Origin of the sequence: Pontibacter rufus, from assembly GCF_015694705.1 — a bacterium.
Taxonomy (GTDB): domain Bacteria; phylum Bacteroidota; class Bacteroidia; order Cytophagales; family Hymenobacteraceae; genus Pontibacter; species Pontibacter rufus.
This window is the reverse complement of record NZ_JADQDR010000005.1, coordinates 136856-163370: the sequence shown is the minus strand read 5'-3', so window position 1 is coordinate 163370 and position 26515 is coordinate 136856. Positions and strand designations below refer to the sequence as shown.

16 protein-coding genes and 1 tRNA gene are annotated in these 26515 nt (G+C 48.0%); 8 read left to right on the top strand and 9 right to left on the bottom strand.

Going from position 1 to position 26515, the window contains the following annotated elements:
* Positions 1 to 107: 107 nt before the first annotated feature.
* The 4 genes from tamL to I2I11_RS10325 all read right to left on the bottom strand — a co-directional run bounded on the left by tamL (position 108) and on the right by I2I11_RS10325 (position 9844).
* Positions 108 to 2486: a translocation and assembly module lipoprotein TamL gene (gene tamL, locus I2I11_RS10340; protein ID WP_196267630.1), complete on the bottom strand. Its 2379-nt coding sequence runs from the start codon at positions 2484 to 2486 to the stop codon at positions 108 to 110.
* A gap of 12 nt (positions 2487 to 2498) precedes the next feature.
* Positions 2499 to 7490 carry a translocation/assembly module TamB domain-containing protein gene (locus tag I2I11_RS10335; RefSeq protein WP_196267629.1) on the bottom strand — a complete coding sequence of 1664 codons (4992 nt, stop codon included), beginning with the start codon at positions 7488 to 7490 and terminating at the stop codon, positions 2499 to 2501.
* A 403-nt stretch (positions 7491 to 7893) separates the two neighbouring features.
* Entirely contained in the window at positions 7894 to 8751 is an 858-nt protein-coding gene (locus tag I2I11_RS10330; protein WP_196267628.1) for an aminotransferase class IV, read from the bottom strand.
* Positions 8735 to 9844, bottom strand: coding sequence for a DmpA family aminopeptidase (locus I2I11_RS10325; RefSeq protein WP_230680050.1), 1110 nt, complete (start codon positions 9842 to 9844; stop codon positions 8735 to 8737). The genes I2I11_RS10330 and I2I11_RS10325 overlap by 17 nt, the downstream gene beginning before the upstream one ends.
* Before the next feature lie 370 nt (positions 9845 to 10214).
* Between I2I11_RS10325 and I2I11_RS10320 the strand changes: the two genes are divergently transcribed.
* Positions 10215 to 10442: a hypothetical protein gene (locus I2I11_RS10320; RefSeq protein WP_196267626.1), complete on the top strand. Its 228-nt coding sequence runs from the start codon at positions 10215 to 10217 to the stop codon at positions 10440 to 10442.
* Positions 10443 to 10712: 270 nt separating this feature from the next.
* Here the strand turns inward: I2I11_RS10320 and I2I11_RS10315 are convergent, their stop codons facing one another.
* From I2I11_RS10315 to I2I11_RS10305, 3 genes are all read right to left on the bottom strand, one after another.
* On the bottom strand, positions 10713 to 10997 hold the full coding sequence (locus tag I2I11_RS10315) for a hypothetical protein (RefSeq protein WP_196267625.1): 285 nt from the start codon (positions 10995 to 10997) through the stop codon (positions 10713 to 10715).
* Positions 10998 to 11371: 374 nt separating this feature from the next.
* A complete protein-coding gene (locus tag I2I11_RS10310; RefSeq protein ID WP_196267624.1) occupies positions 11372 to 14428 on the bottom strand; it encodes a hypothetical protein in 3057 nt (1018 codons plus the stop codon).
* A gap of 566 nt (positions 14429 to 14994) precedes the next feature.
* The gene (locus tag I2I11_RS10305) at positions 14995 to 15858 is read right to left on the bottom strand and encodes an ROK family protein (protein WP_196267623.1); all 864 of its coding nucleotides are present in this window, start codon (positions 15856 to 15858) and stop codon (positions 14995 to 14997) included.
* A 244-nt stretch (positions 15859 to 16102) separates the two neighbouring features.
* Between I2I11_RS10305 and glgP the strand changes: the two genes are divergently transcribed.
* Complete coding sequence (glgP, locus tag I2I11_RS10300) at positions 16103 to 17758, top strand: alpha-glucan family phosphorylase (RefSeq protein WP_370582963.1); 1656 nt, start codon at positions 16103 to 16105, stop codon at positions 17756 to 17758.
* A gap of 241 nt (positions 17759 to 17999) precedes the next feature.
* Here the strand turns inward: glgP and I2I11_RS10295 are convergent, their stop codons facing one another.
* Both I2I11_RS10295 and I2I11_RS10290 read right to left on the bottom strand, forming a co-directional pair.
* Positions 18000 to 19277, bottom strand: coding sequence for a metal-dependent hydrolase family protein (locus tag I2I11_RS10295; protein ID WP_196267622.1), 1278 nt, complete (start codon positions 19275 to 19277; stop codon positions 18000 to 18002).
* 130 nt (positions 19278 to 19407) lie between these two features.
* Positions 19408 to 19481: transfer RNA gene (locus I2I11_RS10290), tRNA-Met, on the bottom strand.
* A 133-nt stretch (positions 19482 to 19614) separates the two neighbouring features.
* On the opposite strand from I2I11_RS10290, the gene I2I11_RS10285 reads away from it, so the two are divergent.
* From I2I11_RS10285 to trxB, 6 genes are all read left to right on the top strand, one after another.
* Positions 19615 to 20019, top strand: a complete 405-nt coding sequence (locus tag I2I11_RS10285) for an START-like domain-containing protein (protein ID WP_196267621.1) — start codon at positions 19615 to 19617, stop codon at positions 20017 to 20019.
* A gap of 100 nt (positions 20020 to 20119) precedes the next feature.
* Positions 20120 to 21535, top strand: a complete 1416-nt coding sequence (locus tag I2I11_RS10280; RefSeq protein ID WP_196267620.1) for an LptF/LptG family permease — start codon at positions 20120 to 20122, stop codon at positions 21533 to 21535.
* A gap of 112 nt (positions 21536 to 21647) precedes the next feature.
* Positions 21648 to 21923 (top strand): 30S ribosomal protein S15, encoded by a 276-nt coding sequence (rpsO, locus tag I2I11_RS10275; protein WP_196267619.1) that lies wholly within the window; start codon positions 21648 to 21650, stop codon positions 21921 to 21923.
* A gap of 129 nt (positions 21924 to 22052) precedes the next feature.
* Positions 22053 to 24188, top strand: coding sequence for a polyribonucleotide nucleotidyltransferase (gene pnp, locus I2I11_RS10270; protein ID WP_196267618.1), 2136 nt, complete (start codon positions 22053 to 22055; stop codon positions 24186 to 24188).
* 180 nt (positions 24189 to 24368) lie between these two features.
* Complete coding sequence (locus I2I11_RS10265) at positions 24369 to 25232, top strand: sigma-70 family RNA polymerase sigma factor (RefSeq protein WP_048920485.1); 864 nt, start codon at positions 24369 to 24371, stop codon at positions 25230 to 25232.
* A 282-nt stretch (positions 25233 to 25514) separates the two neighbouring features.
* Positions 25515 to 26453, top strand: coding sequence for a thioredoxin-disulfide reductase (gene trxB, locus I2I11_RS10260; RefSeq protein ID WP_196267617.1), 939 nt, complete (start codon positions 25515 to 25517; stop codon positions 26451 to 26453).
* Positions 26454 to 26515: the final 62 nt, after the last annotated feature.

The window sequence follows — 26515 nt, the reverse complement described above, 5'->3', positions numbered from 1 at the left end:
AGTATAGCACAGCAAGTATAACGTTATACTTGCTGTGCTATACTTCGCCTGAAGTGTGAATGATGCTGCTTTAAGATTCAAAAACAGCCGCATAATCCGGTTGTCTCTTAAAAAGGATAGCCAATGCCGATGTTCAGCACCATGCTGTTTTCGCCGCTAAAGGTTGGGTTAAAGTCACCCAGTACAAAACGCTCGCCTTTGGGCAGGTAAGGCACCTGCACCGGTATACCCAAATCGAGGCGGATAACGAAGAAGCCTACATCAATGCGCAAACCCACACCCGTGCCGATAGCTAGTTCACTCATAAAATCTTTTGCTTCAAATTTGCCGCCTTTACGGTCAGGTTCACCATTAGCATCTACAGATTCGTTGATGAGCCAGATATTACCGGCATCCACAAAAACAGCTCCTTTAAAAAATCCTACAATCGGGAAGCGATACTCTAAATTAGCTTCCAGCTTGATATCTCCCAGCTGGTCGAAGTAGGAGGTAGCCAGAGAATCAGGAATGTTATATGTGCCGGGTCCTACGCTGCGCGCCCGGAATGCCCTGATGCTGTTTGGACCGCCGATAGAAAATTGTTTTACATAAGGCAGGGTCGTCGAGTTACCGTAAGGATATCCCACGCCTACAGCAAGCCTCGTTACCAGCTGGGATTCTTCGGTCAGGTTCAGGTAGTACCGGAAATCATTCTGCACAAGGGTATACTGCGAATACGCCTGCCCAAAGATGGTGCGCGGCAAATCTTCTGTTGGCGCATCCGTGCCTCCAAGCGATTGTGCCGCATTCAGCAGGTTGCCCGATACATCTACAGTCAGGTTGTCGAAGAACTGGTGTGTCCGATTCTCAAACATCTGCGTGCTGTACGTGAGCTGGTAAATGGAACCAATGATAAACTGGTTCTGGAAACTGCGCTCCAGGTATGGCCGCTCCGCTAAAATCGTATTAAACGCCTCCGTTCTGTTCGATAATTGTACATACTGTAAGTTGATGGGCGTAACATCGTGGGTGATGGTTTTCCTGGGACGCCAGTTATAGGCATAAGAGGCGTTGAAAGAGTTCATCTGAAAATACTGCACCCTGTTCAGGAAATCGAAGCCAAGCGCCATCCTGGTTTTAGGAACAAATTCGGTGCGCAGGTTGTGTAATTTGAATGGCGAAACAATCCGTGGAAAAGTTAAGGTAGTCTGTACGCCCACTTCATAAGAGTTCAGGCCGCTCTTGGTGCTTGCATCTTCTCCCTCGGCTGTAGCGCTGGTAACCCGTCCGCCTACCTGGCTTTCAAAATTACCGGTAAATTCTACATTAAGCAGTTCAGAACCTTTAAAGGCATTCCGGTTCCGGAACGATATGGTGAGGCCCGGCCCGGCAAAATTATTCGACTTGCTCACCATCTTTGCTTCTGCCCGCAACGATTTTTTAAAGGCCGGCGTGAGGTAAATAAAAGTATCGAGTTTGTTGTTCTGCGTAGTGTCCTGTTCGTAATTTATATTCACAAACTTATAAGCTGGCAGGCCCATCAGGCGGCTGGTGGTAAGCAGGTGATCCTGGCGGGCATAGAGGCTGTCTTTTTTCAGGAACACGCTTTTCAGCAGATACTTTGCTTTTACATAATTCTCATCCGGGATATAATGATAGCCCCTTACATCTATGGTATCATTGGCGCCCAGGCTGTCGCCGAGGGTGTAGTTGGCAAATATATACACATCATCTATCGTGTATGGCTGCAGGGACTGGGCAGGCGCACTGTTTTTTAAGCGCAGGAGCACATCGGCCTGCCGGTTGCCTATAGTTGTATCAACACTAAAGATTAGCAAATCTGGGCTGAAATAGAAGTAACCTTCTTCCTTCAGTTGCTGATCGATGCGGGTGCGCTCATCCATCATGGTCTGCAAATCATAAGGGTCGCCGGGTAGGAGTAAAGATCCGGGCCGTGTCTGGTTAATGTCGTGTTGTACCGGCAGCGAGTCGTTCAGGGTATACTCGATCTTGCGGATGCGGTAAGGCTCACTCACAAAAGCTGTCCAGTCGATAGTAGCCATTTTGTTCTCTACGGTTGTCTGGCTTGCTACTGTGTTGTTAAAGTACCCTTTGTTTTCCAGGAAAGTGCCCATGGTCGCATTAATACTGCTGGTATCAACGGCCGAGAGCAACACGGGCGGTTCGCCAAATTTTGTTTGTATCCAGTGCTTAATTCCCTTTTCTTTTTCGGTATAAAAGGTGTTGTAAATCCAGAGCTTCGGGCGCAGGCCAAGTATAGAGGCATTGGGCTTGGGGTGAACAATCTCAGTTAAACTGGTTTCCAGTTCTCCCTCTCTGTTGCTGCTGTCTTTCTCTCCTTTTACCTTCACTTTGTAGCCTGCAAACAAGGCATCGCCTTCGGGTACTGTTTTGGTGATATTGCAGCCGGAAAACAGCACCAGCAGCAACACGGGTAACATGGTGTAGCGGGGTAGCAGCAGTTTACGGGGTATGGTGGTCGTCATAAATATAAATGTCTATTCCTGAGATCTAAGTTCTGCTGCTTCTATGCGTTTTTGTTTCTCTTTTGCCATCCTTGCCTCCAGGCTTCGGAAAAGGTCGGAGAAGTTATTGTAGTCACGCACATAGATAAGGGAAACTCCCGTAGTGCGCACATCGGTGGCTTCCAGGATGCCGGCATATTCGTTGCGCTGAAAGCCCTGCACGCGTAGCCTGCCATCTTTCGTAATGGAGTATTCGATTGAAATGTCGCCCCCGAAGCCACCTGCTGCTTTGTTTGCTTCGCCTTGTCCTTCCAGTCCTATGTCGCTGCCTATGCGCACAGTAAGACGGTCATCGAGGAACTGCTGGCGCAGAGCCACATTGAGATCAGTGCGGCCTTGTGCCGAGCCGGAAGAATAATCTTCATAGGAGTTTACGCCCAGTTCGAGGCCTAATCCACCGGCATACTTGTTGGTGAGCTGGTTGAGCTGGTCGGTCATTATCTGGCTTAAACTGTTGCGGGCTGAGGCAGCAAATCCGCCTCCGGAACTTGCCAGCGGATCAGGCGCCATGAAGCGGCCCAGTACCAGCAACGAAAAGACTTGCTTGTTCATTTCCGATTCATCCTGCCTTAAATTTCCCAGACTGGTAGTAACCACAGCCGGCACCTGGCCTCTTTTTTCTTCCGGAATCTCAATATTGAAGCTGATCTCAGGTTTCATAATTTCGCCTTCCACGATCACGAACACCTGGAAAGGAACCTGGTTGCGTAAAGCCGGATCCTGCGTCTCTATTTGGGTAGCAACCAGTTCTAGCGGGGCAGTTTCTACGGTGTAAACGGCCGTTATCTGCAGGTCCGCCTGCAAAGGGTCACCAGTCCAGGCTATGTAGCTGCCCTCCTTAATATCCAGCTCACGGGAAGCCAGATTATAAAAGTCCATACTATACTTGCCGTCTGTAATAACGTAGCGGCCGGTCATGTTTATCTGTCCGCTGGGGGTTATGCCTACAAACAGCGGGTCTGCTGTGCCACGTACCACCAGGTTGTCGCCGGTAGTTGGGTCAATGACAATGGTAATAGGCGTGGCATCCGTAACCGTTACTTCCACTTCTATATCAGCTCCTACAAAACCAGTCTGGGCCGTATCCGCTTCCTGCTGTCCATCGATAATGGCGGTGAGCGATGGATTAAGATTTACAAATTCTACGACGCCTTCCCGTTCCGCAGCGCCGACTTCATCGGCAGGAACCACAGCTGTAAAAGCAGAGCCATCCAGCACCCGTACATTTATTTTCAGCTCCGGACGGGCCAGATCTCCCGTAATGGATGCATCAGCAGCCATAAGTACAGTTCCATAGTATAAATCATTGTCCGCTGCCGTAGAGTTCATGGCCAGGAATTTGTCGGTACTGGCGGTCAGATCAAAACGATAATCTACATAATCCTTCGTCAGGATATTTCCATTCACCACCAGATCGTTGCCCAGCGAATCAGTGAGCGTGAAATCCGGGAAGTTGATGCCCTGCTCGTTAAACACAAGCCGCTCATCCTCCAGCCGGTAAAGTGCGTCGAGCATCGCTACATTAAACTGTGCCTGGTTAAAATTGAGCTGGCCAAGTATGGCAGGGTCATCCAGGGTGCCGGTAATATGCAACCTGCCACTGGCGCTGCCACCCATATCTTTCACCATACCTGCTGTAAAGCCCTGGAAAGAAGCCATGTTCAGGTTTGCCACATTTACATCAAAGTTCAGGAGGCTGGCATTTGGCTGCGATTCATAAAAGCCGTCAACAAGCAACTGGTTGCCATTGCTGGTAAGCGAAGCATCCACGTTGTAGCGGTTAAGACCCTGGCTGCTGGCTTGCAGCGCTATATCACCCACGGGTACGCCCTGGAAGGCAAACTTCGTTACAGATAAATCCGAGGTAAAGCTCATGGTGCCGGCCATCAGGTTATTAATAGTGGCGGTGCCATTAATAGTGCCTGCTGCCAGGCTGTCTTCCCGCTGGAATGTTTCCAGCAGGTAACCAATCTTGAAGTTGCTGAACTGTACATTTAAAGGTGCATTTGGTCCCAGTGGTCCCGTACTATTCAGAGCAATATAGCTGTTGTCATGTTGCAACTGAATGTTGTTGGCATATAGCAGGTTGGTATCATATTGCAGGTAGTTTTCTGCAGGCACTGTCCATCTGTCGCCGTTAATTACAAGCTGGTCGGGGTTAAAGGAAAAGCGGTAGCCGGGCCCTAAGCTGTTGAGCAGGCCGCCAATTACGAACTGCTCGTGTTCGCCGTTACCAGCCACCGCCAGTTTGATTGTCATATCATTATCGCGCGCAGCGCCTGTGAAAGAAACATTATCTACTTTCAGGGATGGTGATATCAATTGTTCGAGGTTGATGCTATAGTTCAGTGCATTCTCGTCGCCACGCACTTGTAACGCAAGGTCTTTTAAAGTATAACCGGTATAAGTAATGGTATTGATGGTGCCATCCAACTGCAGTGCCTGCGTTTCGCCATTATAAGTAGCCGTGATGGGGTTTGCTGCTGCAAGTTTCTCCAGCCCGGGCACAAAAGCGGTAAGTAACTTTGTATCCTTCAGTTGCAGTTGCACTTTAAAATCTTCCAGGTTGGTTTCTGCAGGATATGGTGGGTCAGGCTGCAGGTCGAAGTAATCAGAAAAATGCTTTTGCAGTGCAATGGGCAGCGTAGCCAGTGTATTTTGGAACTGCATATCCGCATTCAGCAACTCCGACTGCAGCAGAATGGCGGCTCCTTCTCCGTTTTGCTGCAGCGTCAATGCCAAAGAGTCAAGGGGATATACATTTTCATTCAGTGTTATTACCAGATCTTCTGCCTCCAGGGTGCCGCTTATGGTGCTGGGCTCCATGCCCGTAAAGCTGCCGGTCATGTTTCCTGTTACGCTCAACTGCTCCGGATAAAAGTTTAGTGCCATCAGGTTGGCTTCGTCCAGATCGAGGTCAAAGGTATATGATGGTTGATCGCTATTGCGCAGGTTAAAATCGCCTTTCAGATCAAAGTCTAGGTTCTTATCTTCTGCAGTGGCCGCAACAGTATACAGGTTGCGGTTGATGTTGGCATTTACATCGATGTTGTTGTAAGTATAATTATTATACTCCAGCGTCTTGATATCGGCTTTCACCTGTGCCCGCATGGTTTCGGGTGTAAGCCCTGTTCCTTTTGCAGTGGCATTGAGCGCAATAATTCCTACGCCCAGGCTGTCGGTAAACAGCTGGCCCAGGTTAAAACGGTTGGTGCTTATGCTGGCTGTAAATGGCTCTGAACCTGCAGGGCCCGGGTCCATGTTTACCACGGCTTTCATGTTGCCGTAACTGCTGCGCAGATCTGCATTGGCATCAAATGCTGTCAGGCTGCCTTTGTAAGTGCCCGTCATGCTGAGCTGTGCCGGTATGCGGATGTTGGTAGGGAGCGTACCCGGAGGCGTCAGCGCCCTGATATCCGTTCGGGTAGTTGCCAACTGGTTAATGCGCAAATCCATGTATAGCTTATTTGGATCAGTTGCGTTCCGGATGTCTCCGGTTACGGCGATCTCGGTGCCCTGCAGGCCGGACATGTTCAGTTGCCGCACATGCAGATTCTCAAGGCTTCCTTCCACCTGCCCGTCCACTTGCAGGTTTGCTTTGGCTATACTTTTAAAGGAAGGGTTCTCAGCCAGGTAAGGGGCAAAGTATAAAGCATCCTGCATCCCAATAACGCTGTTCTGAATATCCAGATCCAGGGTAAGTTGCTCCGGGTTTTCTGCAACAGCATCCAGCGACGGATAGCCAACAGCCAGGTGGCGCTGCAGGTGGCTGTTGCCGGTTACGAGATCAAGATTTGCCAGTTCGGTATGGGTGGAGTCGAATGTTATCGCAGCCTGGAAGTTCTTCACCTGAAAGCCGCTTTTCTCCTGTAGCTTCAACTGGTTCAGATCAACCGTGGTACGGTTAAGGCTATAATAAATATCATTGGCATCTACTGCAATGTTCCGGAACAGCAGGTGATCGTAATCCATGCCCTGCGGTTGTGCGGGGGCATTAAAGTTGTCGAACTTCACATCTAGATCCGATACATCCAGTGCGTCCAGCGTTACAATCCAGTTAGCCGGTTCGCCGCTGGCCTGTTCTACCGCCGAATCAAGTTCCTGCACAGTTTTCTGCGGGTTCACCGCCAGCGAGTCTGTCGGTTTATACTTGTCCTGCTTATAAATTACATCTGTGTTGTGCAACGCAAACTTATCCAGATCTATGCGTGCATTTATCAGGTCAATCTTTTGGGCCTCCAGTTCCGATTGACCTATATTCAAGGCAATGCTTTGCTCAGCAGGCTGGCTGTTATAATTTAGCTTCACATTATCTAAAGCAACACGGTTGATCCCGAATTCCATTTCCAGTGGCTCGGATTCTGTTGTATCAGGCGGCGGCAGCTTGGTTTGTGTATAGCTGAAAGCTGTGTTTTCCAGCTCCACTTCATCCACCAGGTAGCGCTGTGCATCCAAATCCAGTTCCTCCATGGTGGTGAGCAAATGGCCCACATGTCCTTTTATCCAGTTCCCGCCTGGTTCATCCCGGAAGTTTACATGTACGTCTTCCAGGTTTATCACATCCAGGTTAATGGCTAAGGCAGAGGAAGTGGTGTCAACAGGTTGAGCTACCGTGGTATCCGTGGCAAATGCCTCCATAATAAATCCGAAGTTAGAGGAGCTGTCAGGGCGGATGTGTAAGTTGGCGGTGGCGTGCTCCAGGCTGATACGGCCGATGTTTACTTCGCCCTGCAGCAGCGACCACAACATTATGTCAATACCCAGGCGCTGGCTGTACCATAAGGTGTCCTGCTGCTGATCTTCCACATATACATCTTTCAGTACAATAGCATTGCGCCAGTCGGTGGTAAAACCGCCAATCCTGACTTCAGTATCGAGTGTGTCGGAGAGGTAGGAGGCACCTTTGTGTGCCACATAGTTCTGTACCTGCGGAAACTGCAAAGCCACCACTATGAGTACAATCAATCCTATAATAAACAGAAGTATCCAGAGCAGTACCTCCAGTACAACTTTTCCTATATGTTTGGCAGATGCGATGGCTTTTAAATTTAGAGTGCTGTATTGCCATACGTATTTACAGGCAGAAGGATAGAAGGAGGCAGCAGAATATTGCCGGAAACTGGTAGAAAAGGCTTTTTTACCTATGAAAGGATTGGAGATGCCCGGATTTTATACCAGCCGCTGAATTGACTGCTCTGGCGGATTATACTTTGGTGATTGCCAGATACATATACTACAAGGAAATAAATTTCCGGTAAGTTTTTCCCCTTTATACCTATGGAAAGAACAAGATTAACTAACTGGCTTATAAATTTTTTCTGCGTCTGTCAGATTTCCGGAAAGCTGTAGTTGAGTTTTGTAGCTAATGTTACTTTTTTCCTGTCGCGAGTTGCGCCTGCTCCAGCGAAATTAAATCTGCAAGCAACGAAAGGGAAACTGGCCCTGGTTTCCCGTCACCGATTATCATGTCATCTACCTGCACCACAGGAAGTATTCTTTTCGTGGTGCTGGTGAGAAAAGCTTCTTTGGCTGCAAAAACATCGTCCAGGGTAATGGTTCCTTCTTCCGTTTTATACTTGCTGCCGGCCAGCTCCAGCACGTGCTTCCTGGTGATACCCGGCAACACATCCTGTCCGGGCGTGGCCACCGTCTTGTCCTGCTTTATGATAAAAAAATTGCAGCGCGGCAACTCTGTTACAATACCTTCGTGGTGATAAAGGACATCATCTGCTCCTCTTGCCTTTATTTCGTTGATGAGCCGGATACCCATCGTATAGTTGATTGTTTTGGCCTGAGCTAATTCGCGCACGTACGCATGTGTAATTATTTTGATGCCTTTATGAACCAGCGCCTGGTCTGGTAACGAAAGGGGCTGCTGCAGGATAATCAGGTTAGGGGCAGCCGGATTATAGCCATTCGCGGAGTAACCTCCTGTCAGAATCATTTTTATACCTGAAAGGGGCAGGTTATTCTTGAGAATAAGTTCATGTATGGCTGCTTTCAGCGTATGATCGGGTACCGGAACAGACAATCCCATCAGCCTGGCCGATTCGTAAAAGCGGGCCAGGTACTCATTCATAAACAAGGGGTGCCCGTCCTGCACTTTCAGGAAATCAAAAACACCGTAACCTCTCTGAATGGAAAGGTCGCTTACGTGCAGGAAGGCCTCATCTAAGGGTAAGATTTCGCCACGCAGAAAGGCATATAGTTTAGGGATTGATGGCATTGTGCTTTCTTAATATTTGAATAACTTTATCAAGCGGCAGGGATTGTGCTTTGTGCTGTTCTTTTCCTTCCATGGTCTCTGCCATAAACAGCGAGTTGATAATCGCCTCTTCCGTGGCTTCGATGGTGGCCATAAACAACGGCGACATTTCATCATTACGAAGCAAAGTCACGGTTTGTGTTTTGGAGGCGGAAGTATGCGGCACACGTACACCAGGGTGAGAGGAGAAAGCTATAACATAATCGCCGCTGCCGTTCGAGGCAATACCGCCGGTTTTAGCCAGCCCCATGATGGCGCGTTTGGCGATGCGCTCCAGGTTACGGGCATCCACGGGAGCATCTGTGGCCACTACTATCATGCATGAGCCGTCCGCATGGTCTTGCAGGTGCTGGCTCAGGTAAAACTGTTGTAACTCCTCGCCAACCGGCACCCCGCCGATCTGCAACACGCCGCCGAAGTTAGTTTGTACGAGCACCCCGACGCTATAGCCGCCTAGGCTTTCGGGTAGCTGTCGCGAAGACGTTCCGATACCGCCTTTAAAGCCAAAGCACATCGTGCCTGTCCCGGCGCCTACGTTACCTTCGGCCACGGCGCCCCCTTTGGCCTGCGTTATGGCGGCGGTTACGTGCTTTTCGGTTACCTGTCTGTCGCGTATGTCGTTCAGGTAGCCATCGTTTGTTTCTCCTACAACCGCATTTACTGACTGCACGTCTTCGTTGCCAGCCTGCTGCAATATCCAGTCCACCACAGCATTCATGGCCGTTCCGACACTTAGCGTATTGGTAAGGATAACAGGCGTTTCCAGATTGCCTAGTTCCTGCACCTGCGTGCTGCCAGCCAATTTCCCGAAGCCATTGCCAACATATACAGCAGCCGGCACTTTCTGCTGAAAAATATTCCCCTCATGGGGCAGAATCGCTGTAACGCCAGTCCGTGTATGATTTCCATGGATGATGGTAGTATGGCCTACTTTTACGCCACTTACATCGGTAATAGCGTTGTTGTCTCCCGTAGGCAGCACGCCAATATGGATACCATAGTCCCGTGCCCGCCTGTGTTCCTGGCTCCACGTCTGCGATGTTGAAGCAATCATCAAGAGAAATATAAAAACTGATCTCATTTATTTTAATATCTGCCAGAAGTAAATGTATCAGAAAAGTTTCGGTTCATCTTTATGATTCTTGTTTATACCTGGGCTTTAATGACAATGTTCAGGCATGCAAAGTGGGGAGTTGCAAAGAAGACAGTATACTATTTAACTGTTAAGGTATAATTTTGGTACTAAATAATATAGCTATCAGGTTAAAAAGCCAAATAAGTATTTATCATGGCAGCATCATCTTCCATTTGGTAATCCGGCAAAATTTGTATTCTTCTGGAGGAGGAGTATTGTTTGATAAATAAAAAACAATATTTTTCTGATAAATTGTTGTTATCCGAATATTTATGCATAACTTACATAAATGAACAGAAAATATTTAGTTGATAACACAACACGCGAATACCTGTGTGTCGCTTTGCAAAAAGGGCAGGAGTGGGAGCCAAATAACCAGGATTCATTAGCCAGTTTCATGGACTCACGCTCCAACAAGAACACAGATGGCTTTGAACTACTTTCAGGTGAGTATAACGATAACTCTTTCTTCGAGAAATGGATACGGAACGGCACTAATTTCCTCTTCCGCTACTAAAAAGCCAAACATTTACTGCATTACTCTTGAAAAACTTTATCTCTTGAGAGAATGCAGCTAAGCACATTGTAAGGCAGATATTCCTCACCCTTATTTTTTAGCGATGCAGGAGGGGAATCCCTATTTCGGAATATCTCTATAATTCAAAAGCCACTTATCACCCGATAAGTGGCTTTTGAATTATAAGAACTTGCCGGTTCCTCCCGGATAAGCAGCAGCTTATTTGCTCTTATCTGACAAAGACGAAACGTGCGGTTCAGTTATAAAATTTTAGTAGCCTCTGCGTTTGGCCTGTGCCTCAGCTGCTTTTAGCTCATGTTCAGCAGCTTTAAGGCGACTCTTGGCTGCTTTTTCTCGCTGTTCTGCCTCTTCTGTATATCGCTCGGCTTCTTTCACATCTGCTTTGAGTGCTTCTATCCTTTGCTGCTGTGCAGCCACGGCCGGCGAATCGGACAAGTCATTTCCGGAAAATACGGAGCAACCGGACATGATAGGGAAAAGCAGCATAAAGCCTGCTGAAGCGATTTTGCTATATGTGGATGTAGATGTTTTCATTGCTTGTGTCTGTTAATTGCTTGTGTATATTATTTATGCTGTTCTTACGCTTAGGCAGCCAAACTTGTTCCGGATTGGATAAATCCATGCCACCTGACAGGTACCGCTACGCGTAAGTTGTCCTTATTACCTACACAACTTTTAGGGTTGTGCTCCTATAAATGATAATAGCCGCTTATTTTATTAAGCGGCTATTATCTTTATCTGTCTTGGAGCAATATGCCCACAAATTACATTCGGTGCTCTTCATGAGCGGTAGCATTACTCTCAGGGTAAGTATAAAGCAAGCAGTTTTACTTGCTGAACAGAAAACTTACCAAAAGCAGGACTGCATCCCTCATTTTGCTATTACTTCACGCAAAGCATAGTGATACTTATTGCGTAACCAGTAGCTTGGCATACTCTTTTCCCGATTTTGTAACAACGTTTATCAGATATAAACCTGGCTTTAAGGCTTGTTTCAGAGGCAATTGGAAAGAAGTGCCGCCGGAGCTATCGGCCCGGAAGCTGTACCTAAACAATTTACGGCCTGTTACCGGCTCAAAAAGTGTTATTGCGACCTGCTCCTCTTTTGTCAAATTGCCGAGTTCAACCCATATCTGGTTTCCCGTATTTGGATTAGGAAATACGCGTAGACTCGGGTTCTGAGAGGATTTCTCTGTCGCAACCGCTGCTGTAATTTGTGTGGCAGTGAGCGTCTGATTAGCGGGTACAGCAATGACGAGGTAATTCGTCTGAGCACCTCTTGCCGGACTGGCCAGATTACCACCCAGCGTTACCTCTCCTGCTTCAAAGCTCTTGCTGTAGAGGTCCATGCTGCTTATCTGCGAATCATCCACACCTAATCTGTCGCTGAGCTTCTGCCAGCCGCTCAGCCAGCCTGGTAGCGTGGTGCCTCTCGGGTCGTAAGCCACATAGACAACCGCCTGCTCCGACAGCTCAAAAGAGAGCAGCGAAGTGCTCGTGCTTTTTTTATCGTCATTGGCCGGCTGAATCAGCGCTGCATTCTGCAAAAAAGATGGCACAGATGTAATCTGATAAGTACGGTCAGTATACATGAGCTCGCCAGCCTGTGCTTCTGCCAGGCTGTAGCTGCGGCCGCTCGCAGCAGCGACGTTGCTCACCAGCGCAGAAGAGGTGGCCGGAGTGACAGCAGCCAGCGCCAGCACCAGGTAGTTGTTCTCTGCGCCTGCAGCAGGGCTTGCCTTGTTGCCGCCCAGCGTTACTTCTCCTGCTTCAAAGCTCTTGCTGTACAAATCCATGCTGCTGATTTTAGAATCATCTACCCCTAATCTATCCGATAGCTTCTGCCAGCCGCTCAGCCAGGCAGGAAGCGTGGTGCCTCTCGGGTCGTAAGCGATGTAGACAGTCGCTTTCTGTGCCAGGCGGAAACTCAGCAGCGAAGTACTGGTATTCCATTTATCATTGTTGGCCGTCTGAATCAGCGATGCACCAGCAAGAGAAGCAGGCACAGACGTGATTTTGTAAGTACGGTCGGTATACATGAGTTTGCCTGCTGCCACATCTGTGACCGTGTAAGCATTGCCTGTGGTGGCAGACACGTTGCTTATCAGCGGCTGGTTCTCTTCCGGGGCCTGGTCCACCACTGTGAAGCTCACCGTCAGGGTAGTGCCTGCCGTGCCTGCGCCTTTGGCGGCAGTGTAAGGTGTGGCTGTTAAAGTATAGCTTCCCACAGCAGGCGTCCAGGCGTAGTAGTCGCCATGCACGTCATCGCCGAACAGGGCGTAAGGCTTGCCGCTTTCCGTAGCCGTTTTGCTCTGTGTGCCGCTTAAGGTAAACTTTACGCTGCCCACAGTAGCAGGATTGGTGTTGGCCCGGATGTTGAAGCTCCTGGTGGGCAGCGTTGCCAGGTTCAAAGTGCTCCCGTTCACCAGCGCCTGCAGGTCTGCTTCGTTGTCTGCATTCACCAACGTCAGGCTCGACACCTGCTGGCTTACTTCTATAGCTTTCGTAAATCTAAGCACGGTAATAGATGCAGGTTCTACTTGCAAGGAATACTGTGAGGTGCCGGAAGATAGCGATGCCACTGGATCTGATGGTGCGAAAACAGGAGCCGTATCTGAGGTTGATGTGCCCTGATACGTAAACCTTTCGGCCGTGCCTGAGGTGACAAAATCATTTATATTAAGATCGACAGTATGGGCTTGCGTGTCTTTGTTTAACAGAAAGACGTTTAGCCCGGTCGCACTTTTAGATGCATAAGAAACAATACTGGCTGTACTGTTTACTGTAACTAAATCATTCAGCAGGTATTTTCCCCATACTGATAGTGCTAACCCATTCGCCTGCATCTTTCCGGTGCTGCTCAGGGCATCGAATACATTAAATGGTATTTCACGGTTGTCTACATACCTGGTATTCCAGAAGAAAGCCAAATCCAGTTTAGGTACCTGTAAAAGCTTACCGAGCATATCAAAGGCTACCAGGGCATGCCCCACATCGTTGCGATTAAGCCATCCACCTTCTGCCCAGTCAATCGTATTATATTCGGTAGCGATAACTTTAATACGCTGTCTGTCCGTGGTATTGGTTACGTACTTTGTAATAGCATTAGAGGCCACGTTTATACTACTGGTAAAGTTAGGAGAGGTAGTGCGGTAATGATCATAACCCGTAGACCAGTTATAAATTGGATATACACTTACGCCGAGGTAATCTATCAAACCTGCGGCAGTAGAGTTGCTTAGAATAGTTTCCCACCAGCTGTCTGACAAGCCATTTACTACGATCTTAATACTGGGATCTTCAGCTTTCATGGCCTGCGCAAAGTCGATGAGATCGTTCAGGTAATCATTGGCTGAAACAGCGCCGTCATAAGCCGCGCTGTGATAGGATTCGTTGCCTATCATCCAATATTTGATGTTATATTTCTTCACAACGTTAGCATATTTTACCCACTGCCTAGCTGCCATTAGCAGACTGTCGCGGGAGGGTACGCCGCCGCAGGTGCCGCCATTGTTGTGAAATCCGTCGCCATTTACCACAATCAAGGGTTCAGTTCCTGTCTCTTTCACCATGACCATAAACTCATCAAAGTCAAGGGTAGTTGGCTTCAGGTTCTTGTGATCGTCCAGCACAAACCTGGGGTCTTCGTTTGGCCAGTGGCAGGCTCCTGATAATGCAAGGGTAGGGTTAGCCGAGGTATATGGATATTGTCCCCAGATATAGTTATCAGATTTTTCGCCGCCCGGAAACCGCAAAAATTTGACGCCCATTTCCTGCAGGGCACTTGTAGTACTCGTTTCTGGCTGAAGATAAGTATCGTCATCCATCAGGTAATCCACATTAATACCTACCGGATGATGCGACACATCTTTGATAACAGTGTTTGCCTGAACAGTAATACTTTCCTGAGCGAATGCAAGCCTAGAAAAGATGAACAAGAATAGCACTAAGTAATACTTTTTCATAAAGTGTGTTTAGGTTGAAAGTGTATAAATAAGTAAATCAAAAATGTAAAACGTTAATATACTATATTTGTTTATATATTTATACATATTACAATGTTTATTATGAAATTACATGTATTTTAAAACAGGATAAGTATGTTAAAGCAGCCTTTATAAAATTTTAAATGTGAGGTAAAGTACCCTGAGAGACAGTAGGATGGCTCTGCAGAAAAGTTTTTCAGGGCTTTATGAGAAAGGTAAAATTTATGTTTCTTTCTGAAAGTATTTTATCCTGACTTGCAGATTTGCAGTAAGTGTTTAGAGTAAAAGAGTTGCCTGTTTATAAAATTATAAAACGCCTGACAGTCGATCCTCTTTATACATGCTTACGCACAACTTATCCGTTGGAAGCCGCGCAGTATACAGCCTTGGAAAGGTCAGGTATATACGGCATTATTCTCTGCACAGCCGGGGAAGCGAGGCTGGCTGCACGTCGTGACCTTTGGCACACGTCAGAAAGGAAAATATTTAAAGTAAATGAAGCTGCTTTTAATCTAATCTGAGGTTTATTAATTTAAAAGACATCCTTATTTCCAGCAACTGGCAGCGCCCAGCAATGCAGCCTCTTCGGAAAGTATAGCCTTACATAGTGGCACATGTATGCCCCGCATTGCCAACACGCTTTTTGTCTCAGGCAGGAACAGGTTAAGCGCCTTTGCAATATTTCCGCCTATAACTACTGCCTCAGGATTATCCATTTGAATAAAGTTAGCCAGGAAAGTGCCCAGGTTACGGCCGTATTCGCCGAATAGCTTTTGTACTTCGCTGTCGATGTCAGCCTGTTCTGCTAATTCGCGCGCGCCACTCACTGTTTTACCGGTAAGCTCTTTGTAGCGCTTCACAAACCAGCGTGTTACCAGGTAATCTTCAGCTATACTATCCAGAAAAGGCATGCTCCACAGGGCCGCATCTTCTGCGGTGCCGGCATGATAACGTGCAGAGCCGAGTCCTGTACCAAGCGTAAGGCCGATTACGCGGGAGTACCCCTGCGCTGCGCCGCCAAAAACCTCTCCCTGCAGAAAACAGGCCGCATCGTTCAGCAGCCTGATGTTGCAGGCCTCAATGCCCAGCCGCTGTGCCAGCAGGGTTTTAATATTCAGATTGTAAAGCGCGTCATACTTATCCTGGTGCTGTATCTTGCTCACACCGTTTTCATAATCAAAGGGGCCGGGCATGGCTATACCTATGCAGGGGCTGCTTATCTTGAGGCAATCCACTGACTTCTTGATTGCACCCGACCACACCGCCAGAATATCGTTGGCAGTGCCGTGGGCGTTAACAGGAACCCGTACAAGGGTGTCAGGCAAAATGCTGCGTGTTATCAGATCTATAAAGGCTGCTGTGATGTGAGAACCACCAATATCTGCCCCAAGCACAAGTCTTTTCTCCATTTTGCTTTAAAATATTCAGACCCTAAAATTACAAGGTTATGGGATAATCCAAAAGTTTACCTTTATTTAGGGCCTCCGGGTATAGATATTCAGGAGCTCGGGTATAGATATTTTACTTTTTTATAAACACTAAACGAGATATTTACGTTGGCAGGACTTGTGCTAAAAAGAGTAAATCATTTTTAATAAATATATTGGGCGCTGTATAACAACGGCAGCCTTCAGCCGCAAATAAGAGAATAGTATGATGACACAGTATAACAGGTGGTCGCACCCACACGACATTGATGAACGGTACAGCAAGCGCGTAGCTTACTTCAGCATGGAGTTTGCCATTCACCAGGCTTTAAAAATTTATTCGGGGGGGTTGGGTTTTCTGGCAGGCTCACACATGCGCAGCGCTTTTGATTTGCGACAAAACATGATAGGCATTGGTATGCTGTGGGAGTATGGCTACTACGATCAGGGCCGGAACGAGGATCAGACAATGCGGGTGCAGTTTTTGCAAAAGTTTTATACTTACCTCGAAGACAGCGGCATTACGGTGACAGTGCAGGTTGACGAGCACCCGGTGCTGGTAAAAGCGATGGTACTTAAGCCCGAAACGTTTGGCACAGTGCCCATGTATTTCCTGACCACGGACGTGCCGGGCAACGATCACCTGGCGCGTACCATCACGCACATGCTCTACGATCCCGAAGCATCTACACGCATTGCACAGGGCATAGTGCTCGGTATAGGCGGTGCTAAAGTGGTGGAGGCACTGGGCGGCGCCGAAATATATCACATGAACGAAGGACATGCGCTGCCGCTCACATTTCATTTGTACGACAAGTTTCAGGACTTAAGCGAGTTGCGCAAGCATGTCGTGTTTACCACCCACACCCCCGAAAAAGCAGGAAATGAGGAGCATGATATTCACTTTCTGGATCGCATGGGCTTCTTTAATAATATGCAACTGGATGAAGTGCGCGAAATTACGGGAATGCACGGGCAAATGTTTAACCATACTTTAGCGGCCCTGCGCCTCTCGAAAGTGGCCAATGGTGTGTCGCAACTGCATGGCGAGGTTGCCCGCGACATGTGGTATGATAACGAGGGTGTTTGCGAGATAAAAGCGATTACGAATGCCCAGAATGTCCCTTTCTGGATGGATACAGAATTGAATCAGGCTTTGCAGGAAGATGATAATGCCGCTTTGGTGCGCCGGAAGGCAGAAATGAAACAGCATCTCTTTGAAGTGGTGGCTGACCAGACAGGCAAACTCTTTCAGCCGGATGTGCTCACCATTGTGTGGGCCCGCCGATTTGCCGCTTATAAACGTGCCGATCTGTTGCTGCGCGACCTGGATCGCTTTTTCGCGCTGATCAGCCGCGAAGAACAACCTGTGCAGGTAATATGGGCCGGCAAGCCTTACCCTTACGACAGCGGCGCAATAAATACTTTCGACAAGCTCGTGAAGTTATCCTACAAGCGCAAAAACTTTGCCGTGCTCACGGGCTATGAACTGGACCTGTCGCGTAAACTGAAACACGGCGCCGATATCTGGCTGAATACGCCCCGCCGCCCCCGTGAAGCTTCCGGCACCAGCGGTATGACAGCGGCCATGAATGGTGCAATCAATTTTTCGATCCAGGATGGATGGATTCCGGAGTTTGCCCGCCATGGCGAAAACAGCTTCATTATTCCCGTTGCTGATACCACACTGCCGGCAGAGATGCAGGACGAGGCTGATTATAAAAGTATGATGCACATTCTGGAGAATGAAATTGTGCCTGCCTACTACCTGAAGCGCGACAAATGGATGAACATCATGAAGCAAAGCATGCGCGATATTACGCCGGAATTTACCGCCGCACGCATGGCCGCCGATTACTACAATATCATGTATAATTATTAGTGTTCAGGTTCCGGGTTTGGAATAGCTGCGATTAGGATACATTTTATATCTGCTTCAAGTTTCCAACTTAGAGCTTGTCATGAGGCCAGCTTTCAATTGGCGGAGCTATAATACAATAGCTTCCGTCAGTTGAAAACTGGCCTTATTTATACTTCAGGTTTTCAAATGAAAGTAGGGAAACATTTAAAAGATGCTTTTTATACTTATGTCCTAACCGCAGCTTTTTCCAAACGCGTAATTCTTACTTCGTATTTAAATAGAGTGCACCATCCTTCATTACAAGCCGCACCTGCCTGATCTGGCTGATATTGGCAGCCGGATCTCCTTCTACTGCTACCAGGTCGGCCAATAGGCCGGGTTTAATGCTGCCTACTTTGTCGCTGATGCCGAAGACAGTGGCATTTACGGCTGTTGCTGCACGCAGCACATCCAGCGGCTTCATGCCATAGGCTGCCATCATTTCCATCTCCCGGGCATTGTCGCCATGCGGAAAAACACCCACATCGCCGCCCATGCAAATAGTTACGCCCGCTTTCATGGCTTCTGCAAAGCTCCGGCGTTTTTCCTGCAGGCGCACCGGCTCCGGCTGTGTACCTTTCTGCCACCCGCCATACTGCGCAATGGCATCGCCCGCGGCCAGGGTAGGGCAGAAGGCAACATTCTTTTTCTTCATCAGCCTGAAAATTTCCGGTGTCGCAGCATCGCCATGTTCTATGGTGGATACCCCTGCCATAATGGCCCGCCGCATACCTTCTGCCGTTGAAGCGTGTGCCACCACAGGGCGGCCGCTGCTGTTGGCAACCGCCACAATGGTTTTAAATTCCTCCTCTGTAAAAGTCGGGCGCGCCTCGCCATTTGATCCCCAGCGGTAATCGGCGTATACTTTGATGATATCGGCGCCTTTGCCGATTTGCGTGCGTACTTCCTTAATAAGAGCATCATAACCATCTGCCTCTGCTGCACCTAAAACCGGTGCATCCAGATCTGCGCTAAATACTTTGGGGCCATAGCTTCCTGTAGCTACTATGGCTTTGGTGGCAACCAGCATTCTGGGCCCGGGTACAACACCTTTGTTAATAGCCTGCTTCAGACCTGCATCGTCGTAAGCGGCGCCTTCAGTACCCAAATCCCGCACCGTGGTAAAGCCTGCCAGCAGCGTTTTCTCGGCATGTACAACAGCGCGTGCCGTGCGCTCCGCCCTAGATTCTTTGAGTACCTGATCGTTCCAACTTGTTTCGTTGTAAGGGTGCAGAAACAAATGACTGTGGCCTTCAATCAGCCCGGGCAGCAGCGTCATACCTGTCAGGTCGATGGCTGTTGCCGTAGCCGGTGCCTGTATGTTGGGGCCCGCCGCCTCAATTTTATTGCCATGTACCAGCACCTGCCACCCCTCGTGCATTTGCGCTCCGTCAAAAACACGGTCAGGCTTCAGCAGATAATATACTTCAGGCGCATTGGCCCGGGCCGGCAGGTGCTGCAGGGGCAACAAGGCCAGCAAAAGAAGGTATAGGTGCTTCATTATTTTATTTTATTATTTTTGAGGAAAATTATAATCAGGCAAATCTGTACTGATAATGCAGTTAAATATAACCTTATCAAATAAAAAACCCTCTGCAAGTTTATACTTACAAAGGGTTTGTTAATAAGTGTAGCGGGGAGCAGAATCGAACTGCCGACCTCAGGGTTATGAATCCTGCGCTCTAACCATCTGAGCTACCCCGCCGAATCGGGTGCAAATATAACGCAATGTTAAGCCAATAAACAAGTATAGACGCGAAAAAAAATATTTTATTTTTAAGATATTTATACAACCAAAAATAAATACTATACTTACTCAGACACTTACCATACCTATTATGACGAAAGTTACCAAAGTAAAGTTTGTCCGGGAGTTTCCTATCAATGCTTCCGCTAAACTGCTTTACCCATACCTGAGCACAGCCAGCGGGCTGTCGCAGTGGTTTTGCGACAACGTGGTGATAAACGAAGACAAGATCTTTAACTTTATCTGGGACGGGCGCAGCCATTATGCCGAAATGACCGGTCATCGTACCAACCGCTCCGTTCGCTTTATTTTCCTGGACGAAGATAAAAAGCAAACGGTTGATGCACCTTTTATCGATTTTTCCATCGAATCAAGCGAACTGACGGAAGAGCAGTTTCTGAAAGTGATGGACTACTCGGATGAAGATGACCTGGAGGAGTTGGAGGAATTATGGGAGCACCTGATGCAAAAGCTGCGTGAAATAGTAGGAGGGTAGTTTACAATCTGCCTGGTCTGCTTATCTTTGCACGATTTTTGGTTACTGCTTGTTATTCAAAACAAGATAACAAGAACCCTACGTTGCCGCACAGGCCCACATGAAGAAATTAGACAAGCTTATTTTCCGGTCATTTATCGGCCCCTTTATACTTACGTTTGCTGTTGTTGAGTTCATCCTGCTCACGCAGTACATTCTCAAATACCTCGACGAACTGGTTGGCAAGGATCTGGGAGCGGCTGTTTTCGGGGAGCTGATCTTTTACTTCAGCATGAACATGGCGCCTGTGGCAATGCCCCTGGCCGTGTTGCTGTCTGCGCTCATGACGTTTGGCACCATGGGAGAACACCATGAGCTGACAGCCATTAAATCAGCAGGTATTGCCCTGCCCCGTATTCTGCGTCCTGTTTTTATTTTTGTGTTCATCCTTTCTATAGGCGCTTTTTTCTTCAACAACCTGGTGGTGCCCAAGGCAAACCTCAAAGCCTATAGCCTGCTCTGGGACATACGCCAGAAAAAACCGACCATGAACTTCAAGGAAGGCGCTTTTTACAATGGGCTGCCCGGTTACAGCATCAAAATAAACAAGAAACTGGCCGACGGCAAATCGCTGCGCGATGTGATGATTTATGATCACACAGATGGAGGCTCCAATACCAAAGTTATTCTGGCTGACTCCGGCCGCATGTATACTGAGCACAACGACAGCTACCTGGTGCTGGAGCTTTTTGATGGTAACATGTACATCGACAGGGGTGGCCCCGTGAGTTACCGGAACAACAACGACCAGTTTACCCGCCAGAAATTTGACGAGAGCAAGATTGTAATGAGCCTGGCTTCCTTTGACCTGGACCGCACCAAGGAGGAATATTTTTCAGACAACAAGATGATGAAGAATATCGACCAGCTCAAGCAGGTAACAGACTCGCTCAGGCTCAGCAATGTAAAAGACCAGAATAAGTATGCTCCAAACATTGATCCCTATTACATGTATTTTAAAGCAGATACCGGACAGGTTAAAAATGGGCTGAAGCTTGTCGGGCATAAGGTAAAGCGTAAGCTGGATGCCCCCCAGATAGTTATGCTGGAAACGGCAACAAACAAAGCCCGCAACATCAAAACCTTTACAGCCGATTACCTGGAGCGCATCACGGCCACCAAACGCGAAGCCAATAACTATGAAATTGAAATATGGCGTAAGTATACCCAGTCTGCGGCCATACTTGTCATGTTCCTGATCGGCGCGCCGCTGGGTGCCATCATCAAAAAAGGGGGACTGGGCGTACCGGTGCTTATCTCCATCATGTTTTTTATACTATTATATGTGATGACCATACTTGGAGAGAAGTGGGGCCGCGAAGGGCTGATACCCGTTGGACTGGGTATGTGGGGGGCCAATGCCATTCTGCTGCCCATAGGTCTTTTCTTTTTGTACCAGGCCCGCAACGACTCCAGCCTGCTGGAGATAGATTTCTGGCGTAAGTTTTTGGCACGCCTGCGCCGCAATAAAATTTAGATTATAGTATAAAAAGATATTAGGCGGTAATTTTTAAGTTTAATTAAAATCCTTATCTTTGCGGCTTATACAGCATATTTTGCCAGGAAAAACAGATTGATATTTATACGCAATGAAATTAACTACTGAAGCGAAACAAGAAATTTTTGAAAAGCACGGCTTTACTAAATCTACCACAGATACAGGTTCTGCCGAGTCTCAAATCGCCCTTTTCACCACCCGCATTGCTGACCTCACGGAGCATCTGAAAATCCATAAGAAGGATTTCAGCACCCGTTTAGGTCTCCTGAAACTGGTTGGTAAGCGAAGAAGATTGCTGAACTACCTGCAGAAGAACGATATCGAACGATACAGAGCTATCATCAGTGAGCTTGGTATCCGAAAATAAGCTATTGGGTTTAGGGAATTCTTACAAGGGATTCCCTAAACTTTTTTAGGCCTTCCCCTTTCATTTTGCCAGTACCCCGACAGTGGATGCAATGGGTGCCCTGTCTTTTTGATGTTTAAACAATTGAAGATGTCTCAGAACGCAATAACTAAAACTATACTTCTTCCGGATGGCCGGGAGATAACCATTGAAACCGGGAAACTAGCCAAGCAGGCTGACGGCTCTGTCGTTGTAAAACTGGGTAATGCCATGTTGCTGGCAGCGGTGGTTTCCAACAAAGAGGCCCGTGAGGGCGTGGATTTTTTGCCTTTATCTGTTGATTACCAGGAGAAATTTGCTTCTGCCGGTAAAATTCCCGGTGGTTTCCTGCGCAGAGAAGCCCGCTTGTCTGACTATGAAATACTTGTTTCGCGCCTGGTAGACCGTGTGCTGCGCCCGCTGTTCCCGTCTGATTACCATGCTGAAACCCAGATGACCATCAACCTGATCTCTGCCGATCCGGAAGTTGCGCCTGATGCTCTGGCCGCCCTGGCTGCTTCTGCTGCCCTGGCTGTATCGGATATCCCTTTCAACGGCCCTATCTCTGAAGTGCGCGTAGCCCGCATTGATGGCAAACTGATAATCAACCCGAACATCTCTGATCTGCAGCGCGCAGACATCGACCTGATGGTGGGTGCTTCTATCGACAGCGTGGTGATGGTAGAGGGTGAAATGAGCGAAGTATCTGAGGAGGAAATGCTGGAAGCTATTCAGTACGCCCACGAAGCTGTTAAAGTACAGTGTCAGGCACAATTGGATTTGGCTGAAATGGTTGGGTCCCAGCAAAAACGTACTTTCTCTCACGAGACACACGATGAAGAGCTGCGCCAGAAAGTATACGACGCCACTTACGCGGGTGCTTACGAAGTAGCTAAAAAAGGCGATACCAGTAAGACCGGCCGCAAAGAAGGCTTTGCTGCGGTGCTGAACGAATTTGTGGCCAGCCTGCCCGAAGATCACGGCTACGACATGGGCCTAATAAAAACATACTTCCACGATGTAGAGAAAGAAGCCGTTCGCAACATGGTGCTCAACGATCGCATACGTCTGGATGGCCGCCAACTGAATCAAATCCGCCCTATCTGGTCGGAGGTGAACTACCTGCCGGCTACGCATGGCTCTGCAATCTTTACCCGCGGCGAAACACAATCGCTGACAACCGTAACCCTGGGTACCAAACTGGACGAGCAGATGATCGACAGTGCCATGGTGTCTGGTACAAATAAATTCTTGCTGCACTATAACTTCCCTGCTTTCTCTACCGGCGAGGTAAAACCTAACCGCGGTCCTGGCCGTCGCGAAGTTGGGCATGGCAACCTGGCGCTGCGTGCCCTCAAAAAAGTGCTTCCGCCGGAAGATGCTAATCCCTATACTATCCGTATCGTTTCCGATATTTTAGAATCGAATGGTTCATCATCTATGGCAACCGTTTGTGCGGGCAGCCTGGCGCTGATGGATGCCGGTGTGCCGATAAAGAATGCTGTTTCGGGTATTGCTATGGGCCTTATTACAGATGAGCAAACAGGCAAATTTGCTGTCCTTTCTGATATTCTGGGCGATGAAGATCACCTGGGAGATATGGATTTTAAAGTGACAGGCACCAAAAATGGTATCACGGCCTGCCAGATGGACATCAAGGTGAAAGGTTTGTCTTATGACGTGCTAAGCCAAGCATTAGCCCAGGCAAAAGAAGGCCGTGCGCACATCCTCGGCGAGATGAACAAAACCATTGCTGCGCCAAATCCGGATTACAAGCCGCATACGCCGCGTTCGTTCAACATCGTAATTGATAAAGAATTTATCGGAGCCGTTATCGGGCCGGGCGGGAAAGTTATACAGCAAATCCAAAAGGATACTGGTGCTACAATTATCATCGAAGAGAAAAATGAGCGTGGACATGTAAACATTTTTGCCAGCAACCAGGAAGCCATGGACAGTGCGGTTTCCAAAATTAAGGGCATTGTGGCGCAGCCGGAGATTGGCGACGAGTACATTGGCAAGGTGAAATCCATCCAGCCTTACGGCGCTTTTGTGGAGTTTATGCCCGGTAAAGACGGCTTGTTGCACATCTCAGAGATTAAACACGAACGCCTTGAAAACATGGATGGCGTGCTGGAGATCGGAGAAGATGTGAAAGTGAAGCTTATCGATATTGATAAAAAAACAGGAAAATTCAAACTTTCGCGTAAGGCAATTCTGCCAAAGCCAGAGGCAAATCAGAAGTAACAACTTATTATATAAGCTCCTGGCGCTCATTAAGTATGCGCCGGGAGCTTTATATATAGCCATTGTACTTCTGGAATCACATGTTTAATTAAAGAACAGCAGAACTTTTGCCCTGCTTTCTGGTGTTACCAATCCGAGCATAGATAAAGATTTTTACTTTTTTGATAATATTGTATTCTAATGAGACAACTCAAGATAAGCAAACAGATTACTAACCGCGAAAGCCAGTCGCTCGATAAGTATTTACAGGAGATTGGCAAGGTAGATTTGCTTACGCCCGATGAGGAGGTTACGTTAGCTCAAAGAATAAGGGAAGGAGATCAGTTTGCGCTTGAGAAATTAACAAAAGCCAACCTGCGTTTCGTCGTATCAGTTGCCAAGCAGTACCAGAATCAGGGATTGTCGTTGGGCGATTTGATCAACGAGGGCAACTTAGGTCTGATTAAGGCAGCCAAACGCTTCGACGAAACAAGAGGTTTTAAGTTCATCTCTTACGCCGTATGGTGGATTCGCCAATCGATCCTGCAGGCGCTGGCTGAGCAGTCGCGCATTGTGCGCCTGCCACTCAACCGTGTGGGTTCCCTTAACAAAATTTCCAAGTCCTTTTCTGAACTGGAACAAAAATTTGAGCGGGAGCCTTCTCCTGAAGAAATTGCTGAGGTTTTAGAGCTGACTACCGCCGAAGTGGTGGATACGCTTAAAATATCCGGCCGCCACGTATCTGTGGATGCCCCTTTTGTGCAGGGTGAAGAAAACCGCCTGCTCGACGTACTGGAGAACGAGGACGAAGAATCGCCTGATACCGGCCTGATGAATGACTCGCTGCGCAAAGAAGTACAGCGTGCTCTTTCTACTTTAACCAAGCGTGAAGCTGATGTAATTACTTTATACTTTGGCCTCAACGGTGAGCATTCACTGACGCTGGAAGAAATAGGTGAAAAATTTAACCTGACCCGCGAGCGTGTACGCCAGATCAAAGAGAAAGCTATTCGCAGGCTCCGCCATACTTCCCGCAGCAAAGCCCTGAAGCCATACTTGGGTTAAGCAGGTATAAACAAGAAAACAACCCCGGCCGCAAAGCCGGGGTTTTGTTTTTATGAAAAGCATACATCCGAATTGATGCTTTCAATGAATCCTGTTAAACTGAATGATAAAAGTTCCACTCAGACTTTGCGGTGTCTTCCGGACCTGCGAGCGTCTTGCCTGCTACAACGCAAAACCAGACACTCACAAGAGCTTTGCACGCTGTGAGGACTTTAGAGTGATCCTGCGGCAAATGCTCAGAAAGTTTGTATATTTGCATCCTGATTTATGCACCCAGTTTATATGGAAATAGAGAGAGTGAAATGTCTCATTATCGGTTCCGGGCCTGCCGGCTATACGGCAGCTGTCTATGCCTCCCGCGCCGGTCTTGAACCAGTTCTATACCAAGGCCTGCAACCCGGCGGCCAATTGACAATCACAAACGACGTAGAAAATTATCCTGGTTATCCTCAGGGGGTTAATGGCCCACAGATGATGGAGGACTTTAAGCAGCAGGCAGAGCGCTTCGGCACTGATGTGCGCTATGGCATTGCAACTTCCGTTGACTTTTCGTCACAGCCGCACAAGGTAGTTATAGATGATCAGAAGGTAATTGAAGCCCATACCGTAATTATTTCAACCGGCGCTTCGGCCAAATGGCTGGGCCTGGAGTCGGAAGCAAAATTCAATGGCATCGGTGTATCGGCCTGCGCAGTGTGCGATGGTTTTTTTTACAGGGGTCAGGATGTCGCCATTGTGGGGGCAGGGGATACGGCCGCTGAAGAAGCAACCTATCTGGCTAACTTGTGCAGCAAAGTATACATGATTGTGCGCCGTGAAGAAATGCGCGCCTCGCTCATAATGCAGGAACGTGTAAAAAAGACCAGGAACATAGAGATCCTCTGGAACACCATGACGGATGAGATACTGGGCACTGATGGTGTGGAAGCCGTACGCGTGAAAAACACCATAACAGGCGAACTGCGCGAGATTCCGGTAAAAGGATTCTTTGTTGCTATCGGCCACAAGCCCAACTCTGATATTTTTGCCGGTTACCTGAACCTGGATGAGAATGGTTACATCAAAACCATTCCTGGTACATCCAAAACCAATATTGACGGTGTTTTTGCCTGCGGCGATGTGCAGGACTTTACTTACCGCCAGGCTGTAACTGCTGCAGGATCAGGTTGTATGGCTGCCCTGGACGCCGAACGTTACCTGGCTGCACGCGATTTGCATTAATAAAAGTTGTATTCCGTTACATACCTGTTGGTATTTTGCATAGCCGCATCTGGCTGGATACA